We start from the raw sequence: 13,567 nt of genomic DNA, 5'->3' as shown, positions 1-13,567 counted from the left end.
GGGGCACCGGGGACCTACGCCGGCCAGGCCTCCGCCAGCATCTTCCGCGTGTCCGCCAGCAGCTGCGGCAGGACCTTCGTGTGGCCGACGACCGGCATGAAGTTCGTGTCGCCGCCCCAGCGCGGGACGATGTGCTGGTGCAGGTGGGCCGCGATGCCGGCGCCGGCCACCGTGCCCTGGTTCATGCCGATGTTGAAGCCGTGCGCGCCGGAGGCGGTGCGCAGGGCGGTCATCGCCTGCTTGGTCAGCTCGGCCAGCTCGGCGGTCTCCGGCCCGGTCAGGTCGGTGTAGTCGGCCACGTGCCGGTACGGCACGGTCATCAGGTGGCCGCCGTTGTACGGGTAGAGGTTGAGCACGGCGTACACGTGCTCGCCGCGGCGGACGATCAGGCCGTCCTCGTCGGACTTGGCCGGGATGGAGCAGAAGGGGCAGCCGTCGCCGGCCCCCGGGCCGGTCGGCTTGTTCTCGCCCTGGATGTAGGCCATCCGGTGGGGCGTCCACAGGCGCTGGAACGCGTCCTGCGTCCCCACTCCGATCTGCTGTTCCGGCTCACTCGTCATGCAAGGCAGCATATGGCTTCGCCCGTTCGCGGCGTGTCGCCGGGGCGGCGGGAGGGCGGTCACCGGCCAAGCTTGGCCGGTGGACGACGACAGCCCCGAGGCCCGCTGGGGGCAGCGCACCGAGATTCCCCTCTTCGCGGCCTCACTGGTCTTCCTGGCGGCCTACGCGACCCGCGTCCTGGCGACCAGCGTGGCGCCCTTCTGGCGCGGCCTGTGCGGGTTCGTGCTGCTGGCTCTCTGGGTGGCCTTCGCCGTGGACTACGTGGTGCGCTGGCGGCTCAGCGGGCAACGCTTCCTGCGCTTCGTCACCACGCATTTCCTGCTCACGATCGTGGTCGTCCTGCCGCTGTTGCGCCCGTTGCGGATCGTGCCGCTCTACGACGTCATCCAGCGCCGGCAGGGCGAGCCCCGGCTGTCCCTGTACGCCCGGGTGATCGCCTACGCGAGCCTGTCCACCCTGCTGCTCGGCTTCTCCGGTGCCCTCGCGACCTACCAGCAGGAACGCGGGGCGCCCGGCGCCACCATGAAGACGTTCGGGGACGCCGTGTGGTGGGCCGCATCGACCCTCACCACGGTCGGCTACGGCGACATCACCCCGGTGACCAGGCTCGGCCGGGTGATCGCGACCGGGATGATGGCCTGCGGAGTGGGCCTGCTCGGCGCGGTGACGGGTTCGTTCTCGTCGTGGCTGATGCAGACCTTCTACCGCGAGGGCGACGAAAGGCCCCCGGGGAAGTGATCCCCGGGGGCCCTGCGAACGGTACGGATCAGACCTGCGTCCGCTCCTCCACGACCTGCGCGATCTTGGCGATGGCCTCGTCGAACGGGATGCCGTTCTCCTGCGAGCCGTCGCGGTAGCGGAAGGACACCGAGCCGTTCGACATGTCCTCGTCGCCCGCGATGACCATGAAGGGCACCTTCTGCTTCTGGGCGTTGCGGATCTTCTTCTGCATACGGTCCGAGGAGGAGTCGACCTCGACGCGCAGACCCTTCTTCCGGGCCGCCGCGGCGAACTTCTCCAGGTACTCGACGTGCCCGTCGCCGATCGGGATGCCGATCGCCTGGACGGGAGCGAGCCACGCCGGGAAGGCACCCGCGTAGTGCTCCAGGAGCACCGCGAAGAAGCGCTCGATCGAGCCGAAGAGGGCGCGGTGGATCATCACCGGGCGCTGCTTGGCGCCGTCCGGGCCGGTGTACTCCAGGTCGAAGCGCTCGGGCAGGTTGAAGTCGAGCTGGATGGTCGACATCTGCCAGGTGCGGCCGATCGCGTCCTTGGCCTGGACGGAGATCTTCGGGCCGTAGAAGGCGGCGCCGCCCGGGTCCGGGACCAGGGGCAGGCCCTGCTTCTCGGCGACCTGGCGCAGCGTCTCGGTCGCCTCCTCCCAGACCTCGTCGGAGCCGACGAACTTCTCCGGGTCCTTGGTGGACAGCTCCAGGTAGAAGTCGGTCAGGCCGTAGTCGCGCAGCAGGCCGAGGACGAAGGTGAGCGTCTTGTCCAGCTCCTCGGACATCTGCTCACGGGTGCAGTAGATGTGCGCGTCGTCCTGGGTGAAGCCCCGGGCGCGGGTCAGGCCGTGCACGACGCCCGACTTCTCGTACCGGTACACGGTCCCGAACTCGAAGAGGCGCAGCGGCAGTTCACGGTACGAGCGGCCGCGCGCGTCGAAGATCAGGTTGTGCATCGGGCAGTTCATGGGCTTGAGGTAGTAGTCCACGCCCTCGTCGAGCTGCATGGGCGGGTACATGCCCTCGGCATACCAGTCCAGGTGGCCGGACGTCTCGAAGAGCTTCCCCTTCGTCGCGTGCGGGGTGTAGACGAACTCGTAGCCCTCTTCCTCGTGCCGGCGGCGCGAGTAGTCCTCCATCACGCGGCGGACGATGCCGCCCTTGGGGTGGAAGACGGCGAGGCCGGAGCCGATCTGCTCGGGGATCGAGAAGAGGTCCAGCTCGGAGCCGAGCTTGCGGTGGTCGCGCTTCTCGGCCTCGGCGAGGAAGTCCAGGTAGCCCTTCAGCTCATCCTTGGAGGGCCAGGCGGTGCCGTAGATGCGCTGGAGCATCGGGTTCTTCTCGCTGCCGCGCCAGTAGGCGGCCGCGTTGCGCATCAGCTTGAACGCCGGGATGAGACGGGTCGAGGGCAGGTGGGGACCGCGGCAGAGGTCCTTCCAGCACAGCTCGCCGGTCTTGGCGTCCAGGTTGTCGTAGATCGTCAGCTCGCCGGCGCCGACCTCGACGTCCGCGCCGTCGTCGTGCGACGCCGAGCCCTTGAGGCCGATCAGCTCCAGCTTGTACGGCTCGTTCGCCAGCTCCTCGCGGGCGGCCTCGTCGGTGACGACGCGACGGGAGAAGCGCTGCCCGCGCTTCTGGATCTCCTGCATCTTCTTCTCGACGGCCTTGAGATCCTCGGGCGTGAACGGCTTCTCGACGTCGAAGTCGTAGTAGAAGCCGTCCTTGACCGGCGGGCCGATGCCCAGCTTGGCCTCGGGGAACAGCTCCTGCACGGCCTGCGCCATGACGTGCGCGGTGGAGTGGCGCAGGATGTTCAGACCGTCCTCGGAGGAGATCTCGACGCCCTCGACCTCGTCACCGTCGGACAGCGCGTACGCGAGGTCCTTCAGCTCGCCGCCCACGCGCGCGGCGATGATCGACCGCTCGCCCGCGAAGAGGTCGGCGGCCGTAGTGCCCGTCGTCACCACGCGTTCTTCCCGCTCGGAATCGCGTTGGATGATCACACGGACGTCTGACACCGGTCTCTCCTGACTGAAGGTGGGGTGCGGCGCCATACCAGGAGCGCGCGCACAAGGGATCGTACCGACCCGACACCACCGACCGCGAAACGGTCACCCTCAGTCCTCGTCTCCGTACGCCTCTCCGCACGCCTCCTCGAAGAAGTCGAGGTTCTCCTGAAGGGACTTCATCAGCCGGTCCCGCTCGGCGTCGTCCACCTGCACGGGTACGACCCCGGAGGCGCCGGTGAGCCTGCGGAAGCCGCCCCGGCGCTCCAGGCGGCCGTGCACCCGCACCGGGAGGCCGACGAGGTGGGCGTGGCCGGCGATGCGGTAGTCCTCCTCGTCGAGGGTGACGCGGACGTGCGGGACCTCGGCGCCCGCGAGCACCCGCAGCCGTACGGTGCCCTCGCCGCGCGGCCCGGAGCGGCGCAGGCGGACCACCGTGCCGGTGATCCGGACCGGCACGGAGGGTTCCCCCTGCAGGTAGCGGGCGCCGGCCGCGTGCAGCACGGGCAGGTCGCCGGGGGAGAACTCGACGGGCTCGGCGGAGGCGGCGCATCCCTCGGGCACTCCGGCCCCGGGGGCCCAGGCGATGGCGACGCGGGCACCCTCGGTGCCGCGGACGAGTGTGGTCAGCGCCTCGGTCAGCTCGCGGCTGACGCCGGCCTCGACCGCGCCGTCGAAGGCGTCCATGCCGCCGGTGGCCCGCTGGTAGTCGATCGCCTCGCGGGCCGCGTACAGGGCCTGGTGGAGACGGACGGCGAGCGAGCGGCCGGTGGGCACGGGCACGAAGGCGGTCAGCCGGTGGCCTTCGGCGGTGGGGCCGACGAGGACGTTCTCCAGGAGGGCGGCGGCGGGCCGGCGGTGCCGGGCGCCGTAGTAGCCGGCCCGCGCGCGGGTGGCGAGCGCGGCCGCGAGGAGCATCTGACGGGCCGCGGTGCGCAGTCGCTCGTCGACCGTCCAGGGGGAGGCGCCGACGGGACCGCTCGGGGTGTCCCGCCACCAGCGGATCTCGTCGCTGGGCAGGGTGAGGGAGATCAGCACCTCGCGCGCGGCGGGGGTGTCGCTGCGGGCGAGGGCGTCGAGGGCCTCGCCGAGCAGGTCGTCGCTGTCGGGGAAGGCCCGGCTCTCCGGCACCAGCAGGCTGGTCGCGGCGCCGCCCGGTCCGGGCGGGGTCCAGCGGCCGTAGCGCCCGGCCGCTCCCCCGCGCCGCTGCCAGCCGTGCCGGCGCAGCAGGGCGCCGAGCACGGCGGGGTCGACCTCGGCGGGGTCGGGCGGCTGGTTCCAGGCCAGGTCGTCGGGGTGCGGCCGGACCTGCCGGGCCGGCTCGTCGTACGGACGGATCCTCATGGCCTGCCTCCCGTCCCGACCCGCGTCATGATCTCGCACAGCGCACGGTCGTCGAAGATGCGCGAGGTCGGTATCCGCACGGTGGTCCGGTGCCGGCCGGTGACCGGGTGGCCGGCGAGGTTGACCCAGTAGCAGCAGTGCCTGAGGTCGAGCCGGTCGTGGCTGGCGCGCAGCCAGTCGTCCTGGGAGCGCGGGACCAGCATGACGACCAGGATCTTGTGCACCGAGACGGGCGTGCGGGCGAGTTTGCGCAGGTGGTCGTTGTCGAGGGTGAAGGAGAAGAAGCGGCCCGGCGGGTTCGGCGGCACCTGGTAGGTGCACTTGAGCTGCACCTTGATGGTGACCTCGTCGTCGACGGTGTGTCCGGGTGCGCTGTGACTGACGTGCCAGTCGATGCCGTTGTCCGGGAAGGGCTGGGACAGCGAGCAGCCCGCCGCGGCGGAGACCGCGTGCAGATAGCCGACCTGCAGTGTCTCCATGCAGGCGGTGGTGGCGAGCGTGCCGCGGAGGGGGCCCGAGTGGTCGGGCAGCAGCCCGCCCTGCTCGGGCTGCGCTATGGCCATGACCAACAGCCTTCCAAGCCAAGAGTTTCCCCGTGCCGGGCCGCTGAACTGCAAAGACCCGTACTCCTGTTGTCTCCTCCCGGCGTACGGCGCAAACGGCCCGGGTATCACCAAACGGGCAGAAGACGGAACGTCATCTGCGCTGGGTGAACGAGGAGTTGGGTTCAGATGACGACCTGGTACGAGGGGCCGCTGGCGGCCTTCGACACGGAGACGACGGGCGTGGACGTCGAGACCGACCGGATCGTGTCGGCCGCCGTCGTCGTCCAGGACGCGCCGGGTACCCGGCCCCGGATCACCCGTTGGCTGGTGAACCCGGGGGTGTCGGTGCCGGAGGCGGCGACGGCGGTGCACGGTCTGACGGACGAACACCTGCAGCACAACGGCCGCTGGCCGGCGCCGGTGATGTTCGAGATAGCCGAGCAGTTGGCGGAGCACGCGGCGATGGGGCGCCCGCTGGTGGTGATGAACGCGCCGTTCGATCTCACGCTGCTGGACCGGGAGTTGCGCCGGCACCGCGCCTCCTCGCTCGACCGCTGGTTCGAGGCGAGCACGCTGCATGTGCTGGATCCGCGGGTCCTGGACAAGCACCTGGACCGCTACCGCAAGGGCCGGCGCACGCTGACCGACCTGTGCGCGCACTACGGCGTGACGCTGGAGGGCGCGCATGACGCGGCGGCGGACGCGCTGGCCGCGCTGGACGTCGTACGTGCCGTGGGCCGCCGTTTCGCGACCCGGCTGGAGCGTCTGACCCCTGCCGAGCTGCACACGCTCCAGGCCACCTGGCACGCGGCGCAGGCCCGCGGTCTTCAGGCGTGGTTCGCGCGCAGCGGCTCGGAGGAGACGGTGAGCACGGACTGGCCGCTCAGGCCGGAGTTGCCCGCGGCGGCGTAGCCGCGCAAAAAGAGCCGGTCCGCTGATGCGGACCGGCTCTTTCCCGGTGGGCGATACTGGGTTCGAACCAGTGACCTCTTCGGTGTGAACGAAGCGCTCTCCCACTGAGCTAATCGCCCGGGAACGCACTGAACAATACAGGCCCCTGCGGTGTTACTTCAAACCGCTTCCAGGTGGCGCAGCAGTCCGCGCCGCCCGGCCCTCATCATCAGCCGGTGGTTGGCGCGGAAGACGGGACGTCCCGGCACGGCCAGCCGTCTGAGCAGCGGCTTGGTGACGTCCACGACCTGGTCGTAGCGGGCCAGCGTGCCGGCGCCTTCGGCGGTGACCGTCCAGCGGGCCCAGCCCTCGATGTCTCCGGACACGGCGATCTCCAGGATGCCGGCGGCCGGGTCGTGGCGTGTCTCGCGGGCGGTGAAGGTCATGGCGTACGGCAGCAGGGAGCGGATGGTGATGACGCCGGTGCCGTCGTCGAGCCGGGTCACCGCCCGTACCTGCGGCCACCAGTCGGGATAGTCCTCGGGCCGCTCCAGCACCGCGAACACGGCGGCCGGCGGGGCCGGCAGGGACCACAGGCTGCGGAAGCGGTAGTGGGTCCAGTCCATGGGCAGAGTCTGCCCTGGTGGGCGCGGTGATCTGAGTACGCGTACTCATGTGCCTCGCCGTGACGCGGACCACACTCGGGGGACGAGCGCCGCCGCCCGTGCGACGGCGCTCCCCCAGCGCGGTCAGCTCGGCATCTTGTCGCCGAGCAGGGCCAGGTTCTCGATGGCGGCGAGGCCGTACAGCGCGGTGTCGTTGGTCGACACCCAGCTCGCCTCGCTCCCTTCGACCAGGGTGGCCGGTCCGGTCAGCTTCTCGGTCTTCCACGGCGAGGACTCGGTGTAGCCGTCGGAGCTGTAGAACTTGGTCCAGGCGCGCTTGGCGAGGGCTGCGTCACCGGTCTGTACGGCGGCGTAGGCGTCCAGGCGCGAGTGGCCCTGGAAGAGCAGCAGGGTGCCGAAGTTGCTGCCGTAGCGGGCTGCCTGTTCGGCCTTGGTGGCGTTGAAGTAGCGGCAGTAGTCGAGGTAGGCGTCCTTGAACTTCGGCAGGTCGACCAGGTGGATCAGCTCGGCGCACAGCTCGTTGAGGCCGAAGACGGCGGAGAGGTGGGAGACCGCGACCGCCGGCTTGTCGGCGACGGCGAACCTGCCGGTGTCGATGTCGTACAGGCCGCTGCCCTGGACGAAGCCGTTGGGCTGGGCCGCGATGGTCTCCATGGTGGACAGGACCCGGGCCTTGGCCTTCTCCCATTTGGGGCCCTTGCGCTCCCACTCCGTCAGCCACGCCGACACCAGGCCGCTCCAGTCGGTGCCGAAGCCGATCGACAGGGCGTGCGGGTCGGGGGTGTACGGGTCGGTGCGGACCTTGCGCTGCGGGTCGAGGACGAGGAACGTCTCGTCGGAGTCGACGTTGGCCCGCATGAGGTCACCGACGCGTTCGTCGGCCGTGAGGAAGTAGTAGAAGCGCCGGTACGTGGTGTTGGCGATGCGCTGCTGCTTGGCGCTGTCGGCGAAGTGCTGCACGCCGTGCCGGGTGCCGAGGCCCGCCCACTGGCCGAGGTGGTAGACGTCGACCTCGCCGGTGTGCCGGGTCATCGCCTCGGCGAAGCGGAAGATGTCGGAGCGGCCGCTTCTGAGGTACGCGTACCAGAGCCACAGGTCCGGCGACAGCTCGGAGTTGTCCCAGGCGTAGCCGCCGATGTCGTACCGCCACACGTGCCGGGCCGAGTCGTAGGTGTGCATGATGTCGCCGTAGTCCCAGAAGCCGTACCAACGGCGCATCTCCACCTGGTCCTTGTAGTAGGTGAAGAGGAAGTCGAGGTGGTCCTCGATCTTCGCCTTGGCGGCGGTGGAGCGGTCCGGCTCGGAGAACAGGCCGGGGCCGAAGACCTTGGCCTTGATGAGCTGCCTGGGCGGGGCGGCGAGCTGCGGCAGCGTGCGGACGGCCGTGACCTGGTCGGCGAGGGTCTCGGCCGCGGGCGTCGACTCGTTGGCCCAGAAGAGGAGTTCGGAGGTGCGGGCGATGCCGTAGGGGGTGCCGAACTCCGGCTCGTAGTCCTCGTAGGTGATGTTGAGGCCTTCGAGCTGCTCGGCGTAAGTGTCCTGGCCCATGCCGTCGTGGTAGAAGCGCAGGTCCATGGGCTGTGCCTCGGGGGACCAGAGCCACAGGGTGACGGTGGCCTCGTCGGTGTGGGCGTCACGGATGTCGAGCTGCGCGGGGAACTTCTCCCAGAAGTCCCTCAGGCCGAAGGAGAAACCGCCGCTCGCGCCGCCGACGTAGCCGAAGCCGGAGGCCCGCCCCCCGCCGCCGGCCGTGATCCAGCCGTAGCCCTTCTTGGTGCGCTTGCGCAGGGTGAAGCCGTCGGCGGAGAGCTGGGAGAGGGTGTAGTCGCCCCAGTGCGGGATGTACTGCAGCCGGGTGGTGACCCGCTGGTCCCAGGTGGACGGGTCGGGCAGCTTCCGGCCCGCGTACTGGGCGGCCTGGACGGCGGCACCGGGGTCGCGGCGCAGCCCGGTGATGCCCTGTACGGCCTCCCGCAGCAGGCCGGTGCCCTCGCCGCCGATGCGGATGTGCCGGTCGTAGGCCGCGTCCCGCAGGGGCACGGCGAACCGTACGCCGAGCCCGCGGATGAAGTCGCCACTGGCCTTGCCGGGTTCCAGCGTGCCGTCGTACGTGATGGTGTGCACCATGCGGAAGGACTCGGAACCGGCGTAGAAGTAGAGCCGGATCGAGAACGGCAGCCAACTGCGGGCGCCCTTGCGGTGCTTGCCGTCGATGCGGACCACCGCGCGGACCGGGCCGTCCTGTTCGACGGTGACCTCGTCGATCGCGCCGTCGAAGCGCTCGGTCTTGACCGTGCCCTGGTCCTCGTCCTCGACCTCGGGCTGCCGGACGAGCACGAGCCGGCCGTTCCTGGCGATCTCGGTCGACCCCCGGGTGACCGACTTGATGAGGGTCGAGCCGTTCTTGCCGATCTTCGCGGTGATGACACCGGTGGAGACGTCGATGGTGCCGCCGCTGCGGTCGACGGTGACCTTCTTGTCGGGGGCCTTGGGGGTGCCGGCCGTGAGGGTGAGCTTGCCGGAGCCCGAACCGACGGCGTGCGCCGTCCACTTGAGGGAGCCGTCGGGCCAGTAGGCGAGCGGCCAGGTCTGTACGGGGACGTCCTTGCCGTCGGCGTCCGTGAGCGCGAAGGTCTGGTCCTCCTGGTAGGTGCCCATCGGCCAGGGCACGCCGACGGTGGAGCCGGGCGCGGCGCCGAGGCCGCCGTCCTCCAGCCAGTCCAGGGTCACCGGGTCGGCGTCGCCTGCCGCGTCCGCGGGCGCGGCCTGCGCGTCGCTCGCCCCCAGTGCCCAGCTGAACTGGGCGGCGGCTCCGGCGACGGCGGCGGCCTTGAGAAGGGACCTGCGGGGGATGGGGGACATGGCCTTTCCTTCCGTACGATGGCTGGTCAGGGGCATGACAGAGAGAGGCGCGGCACCCAGGGCGCCGGCCTTGGCCGGGGGCACCGCCGGCTCAGCGGCGCCGGTACCGCTCCTCCACGGCGACGGCCGCCGCCGCTACGGCCCCGAGCACGGGGACCGCCAGCGGTGCGATGAGCAGAGCGGAGCAGCAGGTCAGGACCGCTCCGCCGACGAGCAGGAAGGATCCGGCGGGGTCGAGGACCGTACGGCGGCCGGCCTCGGCGAGCAGGGCGCGCCAGCGGCTCCCCGGGGTCCACACGGCCGCCGCGCGCAGCCCGGCCACGGCGAGCCCGAGCAGCGCGAACAGGCCCACGGCACCGACGAGCGGCCCGCCGGGCAGCCCGGCGCGCACGGCCTGGACGTCCACCCAGGCGAGCGCCACCGCGATCCAGCCGCCGACCCCGACGGCCCAGCCGCCGCGCGACGCGCCCCGGAAGTCGGCCGCGAAATCCCGCCAGCCGCCCCCCTCGTGAGCCGTACGCCGGCGCAGATGCCGGGCGCCGGCGGCGAAGGCGGCCGGGTAGGTGACGACTCCGAGGGAGGCCACCACGATCCACACACCGGTGAGCAGACACTCGGCGAAGACCCCGAACCGCTCGGCGAACACGGACTCCCTGCGTGGCTTCACGCGCGCTTCCGCCATGGTCCCCGCCTCAGCCCTTCAGTCCGGAGGTCGCCATGCCGTCGATCAGGTAGCGCTGGAAGGCGAGGAAGAACAGCAGCACCGGCAGCAGCGCGACCAGGGACATGGCGATCATGCCGCCGTAGTTGGCGGCCACGCCGTCGGAGTCGCGGAACATCATCAGGCCGAGGGAGACGGTGTACTTGCCGGGCTCGTTGAGGTAGATCAGCGGGCCCATGAAGTCGTTCCAGGCGTTGATGAAGGTGAAGATCGCGCTGGTGATCAGCGCGGGCCGGCACAGCGGCAGCACGATCGACCAGTAGATGCGCAGATGCCCGCAGCCGTCGAGCCGCGCGGCCTCGTCCAGCTCGCGGGGCAGGTTGCGCATGAACTGCACCATGAGGAAGACGAAGAAGGCCTCGGTGGCGAGGTACTTGCCGATCAGCAGCGGGGCGTAGCTGTTGATCCAGCCCAGCTTCTGGAACATCACGTACTGCGGGATGAGCAGCACGTGGTACGGCAGCAGCAGCGTGCCGATCATGAGCGAGAACAGCAGGTTGCGCCCGGCGAACCTGATGCGCGCGAAGGCGTACGCGGTCAGCGAGCAGGAGATCAGGACGCCTACGACGGCGCCGAGCGCGTAGACGAGGGAGTTCTGGAAGAAGGTCCAGATCGAGATGTCGGCGATGCCGTCGGCGAGGCCCTTGAAGTTGCCGAGGACCGGGTGGGACGGGAACAGCGTGAGGCTGTTGATGATGTCCTTGCTCGGCTTGAACGAGGCCCCGATGACCCAGACGACCGGGTAGAGGATGACGGCGAGGATCAGCAGGGCGCCGAGATGCCAGGCGAGGGAGCCGCTGCGCCTGCGGCCCACTCCCGTGGCCTTCGTGGTGATCGCGCTCATCGGGCGTCCTCCTCGTAGTGCACCCACTTCTTCTGGGACCAGAAGAGGACGGCCGTCACCAGGGCCACGGCGAGCAGCAGCATCCAGGCCATGGCGGAGGCGAAGCCCATCTGGGAGTTCTTGAAGCCCTGCTGGTACAGGTAGCAGGTGTAGACGAGCGTGGCGTCGGCCGGACCGCAGTAGGTGTTGGAGACGACGTAGGCGGAGCCGAAGATCTGGAAGGAGTGGATGGTCTCCAGGAGCACGTTGAAGAAGAGCACCGGGGAGATCATCGGCAGGGTGATGTTCCAGAACCTCCGGAAGGGTCCCGCGCCGTCCATCTCGGCGGCCTCGTACAGCTCCCGGGGCACCTGCTTGAGCCCGGCCAGGAAGATGACCATGGGCGCCCCGAACTGCCAGACGGTCAGCGCGACCAGGCAGTACAGCACCCAGTCGGCGTTGCCGACCCAGCCGCCGACGTGGAAGCCGAGGAAGGTCTGGGTACGGTCCACGACCGCGTCGTCGGAGAAGAGCGAACGCCAGACGAAGCCGATCGAGACGCTCGCGCCGATGAGCGAGGGGGCGTAGAAGGCGGCCCGGTAGAAGGCCTGGCCGCGGCGGCTCTGCGCGAGGAGCAGGGCGACACCGAGGGCGAGCAGCAGTTTCAGCGGGGTGCCGATGACGACGTACTTGGCCGTCACCTCGACCGACTTCTGCCAGCGCGGGTCGTCGAACATCTTGGTGAAGTTGTCGAACCCGACCCACTTCGGGGTGTTGAAGAGGTTGTAGTCGGTGAACGCGAAGTACAGCGAGGCCACCATCGGGCCCGCGGTCAGCAGCAGGAAGCCGGCGATCCACGGGGACATGAAGAGGTAGCCGGCGAGGTTCTCCCGGCGGCGGCCCGGCCGCCCCGCGGTGGCGCGGGCGGCCGGGCGTGCCGTGCGGGAGGCGGGCACGGAGTCCTTGACGAGCGTCACGGCACGTCCCATCAGGCCTGGAAGGCGGCCTCGGACTCGGTGAAGAACTGCTTCACCGCGTCCGCGACCTTGGTCTTGCCCTGTCCGAGGTCGCCGCCGAGGCGCAGGAAGGCGGCCTCGATGGTGTCGGCACCGGACGGGTGCGGGGTGATCGTGCCGAGGACGCCGGACTTGGCAGTGTCCTCCTCGTACTGCGCGATCTCCTTGTTCACCGTGTCGGTCGGCTTGAAGGCCTCGTACTGCTCGGTGCTCGCGAGGATGCCGCGGTCGTAGCCCATGATCCTGCCGACCTCCGGGTCGTGGACCATGAAGTTGATGAACTGGGCGACTTCCTTGGGGTGGGAGGTGCGGGCGGAGGCGCTGAGCATCAGGGAGGCGAGGTACTGGCCGGTGTTCTTGCCGTCGGTGGTGGGGATCGGGGCGAGGCCGTAGGTGCTGTCGCCCTCCGCGGAGTAGCGGACGGTGAAGTTGTCCCAGGTGAACTCCGAGGCGCCGTGGCCGGCGGAGAGGGAGGACTTGGGCATGTCCTGCTGGACGACCTTCGGGTCAGTGACGATGCCGGCCTTGATGCGGTTGTAGCCGTCCGTCCACCACTCCGTCAGATCGGCCTTGTCGAAACCGAGTCCGTCCTTGGTGAAGAAGGCCTTGCCGTTCTGGCGGAGGTAGAGGTCGTACAGGTACATGATGGCGAAGTAACCGGTGTCGCCGGCGATCTTCGTCTTGTCGTGGATGGTCTTCAGGGCCTTGAAGTACTCGTCCCAGGTCCAGCCCTGCTGCGGCTCGACGCCCGCCTTCTGGAAGAGCTTCTTGTCGATGACGAGCGCCATGGTGTTGGAACCGACGGGAACGCCGAGCTGCTTGCCGTCGACCTCGCCGACCTTCGTGACGCCCGCGCGGAAGTGATCCAGGCTCAGATTGCCTGCCTGCACCTGGGACTTGAGGTCGAGAAGAATTCCGCGCTTGTCGTACTTCCGAAGAAATGTGACGGCGTTCTGGAAAACGTCCGGGGGATTTCCGCCGGCCGCCTGCGTCTGGAACTTCTCCCAGAACGATTGATACGTCTGAAAGTCGGTCTTGACCTTGATCTTCGGGTACTTCTTCTCGAAGAGCGTGATCGTCTGGTTGATCTTCTTGGCCCGCTCCTCGGCACCCCACCACGAGTAACGGATCGTCACCGTCCCGTCCCCGGAACCGCTTTCGCCGCCACAGCCGGTCGTCGCCGCAAGCCCGAGTGCGGCAGCGGAGGCCCCGGCCGCCTTCAGGACCGTACGCCTCTCAAGATTCTTGCTGGTTCCCACGGTCGGGCCCCTCCCCGCAGCGTCGTCGCCGCCGTCATGAATCGTTTCAAGTAAGCGCTTGCTGGCACAAGTTACGGAGGGGCCGGAGGTGCGTCAATGATTCGGACAGGATTTTCTTCGCGGCAGGGGGCGGGGCCTGGAGCGTCCGGCAGGGGTGCGGGGGCGGGTGTGGAGGGTGACTGTGCAGG

The 13,567-nt window shown here is 69.7% G+C and carries 12 protein-coding genes and 1 tRNA gene; 2 read left to right on the top strand and 11 right to left on the bottom strand.

The genetic code is table 11. The annotated features are described in order from the left end of the window. Positions 1 to 14: 14 nt before the first annotated feature. Positions 15 to 572 (bottom strand): HIT family protein, encoded by a 558-nt coding sequence (locus BEK98_RS34625; protein ID WP_094220700.1) that lies wholly within the window; start codon positions 570 to 572, stop codon positions 15 to 17. Between the two features lie 67 nt (positions 573 to 639). On the opposite strand from BEK98_RS34625, the gene BEK98_RS34620 reads away from it, so the two are divergent. Beyond that, complete coding sequence (locus tag BEK98_RS34620; RefSeq protein WP_094220699.1) at positions 640 to 1,299, top strand: potassium channel family protein; 660 nt, start codon at positions 640 to 642, stop codon at positions 1,297 to 1,299. Positions 1,300 to 1,327: 28 nt separating this feature from the next. Here the strand turns inward: BEK98_RS34620 and thrS are convergent, their stop codons facing one another. The 3 genes from thrS to BEK98_RS34605 form a co-directional block, all read right to left on the bottom strand. Next, positions 1,328 to 3,304, bottom strand: coding sequence for a threonine--tRNA ligase (thrS, locus tag BEK98_RS34615; RefSeq protein WP_094220698.1), 1,977 nt, complete (start codon positions 3,302 to 3,304; stop codon positions 1,328 to 1,330). A gap of 99 nt (positions 3,305 to 3,403) precedes the next feature. Continuing rightward, on the bottom strand, positions 3,404 to 4,636 hold the full coding sequence (locus BEK98_RS34610; RefSeq protein ID WP_094220697.1) for a hypothetical protein: 1,233 nt from the start codon (positions 4,634 to 4,636) through the stop codon (positions 3,404 to 3,406). Continuing rightward, complete coding sequence (locus tag BEK98_RS34605) at positions 4,633 to 5,199, bottom strand: DUF4365 domain-containing protein (RefSeq protein ID WP_094220696.1); 567 nt, start codon at positions 5,197 to 5,199, stop codon at positions 4,633 to 4,635. Before BEK98_RS34605 ends, BEK98_RS34610 begins: the two co-directional genes overlap by 4 nt. 168 nt (positions 5,200 to 5,367) lie before the next feature. Here BEK98_RS34605 and BEK98_RS34600 point away from each other — a divergent pair, with 168 nt between their 5' ends. Further along, positions 5,368 to 6,093 carry a 3'-5' exonuclease gene (locus tag BEK98_RS34600; protein WP_094220695.1) on the top strand — a complete coding sequence of 242 codons (726 nt, stop codon included), beginning with the start codon at positions 5,368 to 5,370 and terminating at the stop codon, positions 6,091 to 6,093. 47 nt (positions 6,094 to 6,140) lie between these two features. Here the strand turns inward: BEK98_RS34600 and BEK98_RS34595 are convergent. The 7 genes from BEK98_RS34595 to BEK98_RS34565 all read right to left on the bottom strand — a co-directional run bounded on the left by BEK98_RS34595 (position 6,141) and on the right by BEK98_RS34565 (position 13,379). Further along, positions 6,141 to 6,212, bottom strand: a tRNA-Val gene (locus BEK98_RS34595). 39 nt (positions 6,213 to 6,251) lie between these two features. Continuing rightward, positions 6,252 to 6,698 carry an SRPBCC family protein gene (locus tag BEK98_RS34590; RefSeq protein ID WP_094220694.1) on the bottom strand — a complete coding sequence of 149 codons (447 nt, stop codon included), beginning with the start codon at positions 6,696 to 6,698 and terminating at the stop codon, positions 6,252 to 6,254. A 123-nt stretch (positions 6,699 to 6,821) separates the two neighbouring features. Beyond that, entirely contained in the window at positions 6,822 to 9,560 is a 2,739-nt protein-coding gene (locus tag BEK98_RS34585; protein ID WP_094220693.1) for an exo-rhamnogalacturonan lyase family protein, read from the bottom strand. A gap of 91 nt (positions 9,561 to 9,651) precedes the next feature. Beyond that, the gene (locus tag BEK98_RS34580) at positions 9,652 to 10,242 is read right to left on the bottom strand and encodes a hypothetical protein (protein WP_094220692.1); all 591 of its coding nucleotides are present in this window, start codon (positions 10,240 to 10,242) and stop codon (positions 9,652 to 9,654) included. Positions 10,243 to 10,252: 10 nt separating this feature from the next. Beyond that, the gene (locus tag BEK98_RS34575) at positions 10,253 to 11,125 is read right to left on the bottom strand and encodes a carbohydrate ABC transporter permease (protein ID WP_094220691.1); all 873 of its coding nucleotides are present in this window, start codon (positions 11,123 to 11,125) and stop codon (positions 10,253 to 10,255) included. Further along, the gene (locus tag BEK98_RS34570; RefSeq protein ID WP_094220764.1) at positions 11,122 to 12,081 is read right to left on the bottom strand and encodes a carbohydrate ABC transporter permease; all 960 of its coding nucleotides are present in this window, start codon (positions 12,079 to 12,081) and stop codon (positions 11,122 to 11,124) included. Before BEK98_RS34570 ends, BEK98_RS34575 begins: the two co-directional genes overlap by 4 nt. An 11-nt stretch (positions 12,082 to 12,092) precedes the next feature. After that, positions 12,093 to 13,379: an ABC transporter substrate-binding protein gene (locus BEK98_RS34565; RefSeq protein WP_094220690.1), complete on the bottom strand. Its 1,287-nt coding sequence runs from the start codon at positions 13,377 to 13,379 to the stop codon at positions 12,093 to 12,095. Positions 13,380 to 13,567: the final 188 nt, after the last annotated feature.

The sequence above is a fragment of the Streptomyces diastatochromogenes genome (genome assembly GCF_002242805.1).
Classification (GTDB): domain Bacteria; phylum Actinomycetota; class Actinomycetes; order Streptomycetales; family Streptomycetaceae; genus Streptomyces; species Streptomyces diastatochromogenes.
Note: the sequence above shows the minus strand (reverse complement) of the source record. Positions and strands in the feature narration are given on the sequence as shown.

What these genes read in the sequence shown, in the direction of transcription:
- BEK98_RS34590 (WP_094220694.1), bottom strand. Translation starts at nt 6,698, where the DNA reads ATGGACTGGACCCACTACCGCTTCCGCAGCCTGTGGTCCCTGCCGGCC.
- BEK98_RS34600 (WP_094220695.1), top strand. Translation starts at nt 5,368, where the DNA reads ATGACGACCTGGTACGAGGGGCCGCTGGCGGCCTTCGACACGGAGACG.
- BEK98_RS34575 (WP_094220691.1), bottom strand. Translation starts at nt 11,125, where the DNA reads ATGAGCGCGATCACCACGAAGGCCACGGGAGTGGGCCGCAGGCGCAGC.
- BEK98_RS34585 (WP_094220693.1), bottom strand. Translation starts at nt 9,560, where the DNA reads ATGTCCCCCATCCCCCGCAGGTCCCTTCTCAAGGCCGCCGCCGTCGCC.
- BEK98_RS34605 (WP_094220696.1), bottom strand. Translation starts at nt 5,199, where the DNA reads ATGGCCATAGCGCAGCCCGAGCAGGGCGGGCTGCTGCCCGACCACTCG.
- BEK98_RS34610 (WP_094220697.1), bottom strand. Translation starts at nt 4,636, where the DNA reads ATGAGGATCCGTCCGTACGACGAGCCGGCCCGGCAGGTCCGGCCGCAC.
- BEK98_RS34625 (WP_094220700.1), bottom strand. Translation starts at nt 572, where the DNA reads ATGCTGCCTTGCATGACGAGTGAGCCGGAACAGCAGATCGGAGTGGGG.
- BEK98_RS34580 (WP_094220692.1), bottom strand. Translation starts at nt 10,242, where the DNA reads ATGGCGGAAGCGCGCGTGAAGCCACGCAGGGAGTCCGTGTTCGCCGAG.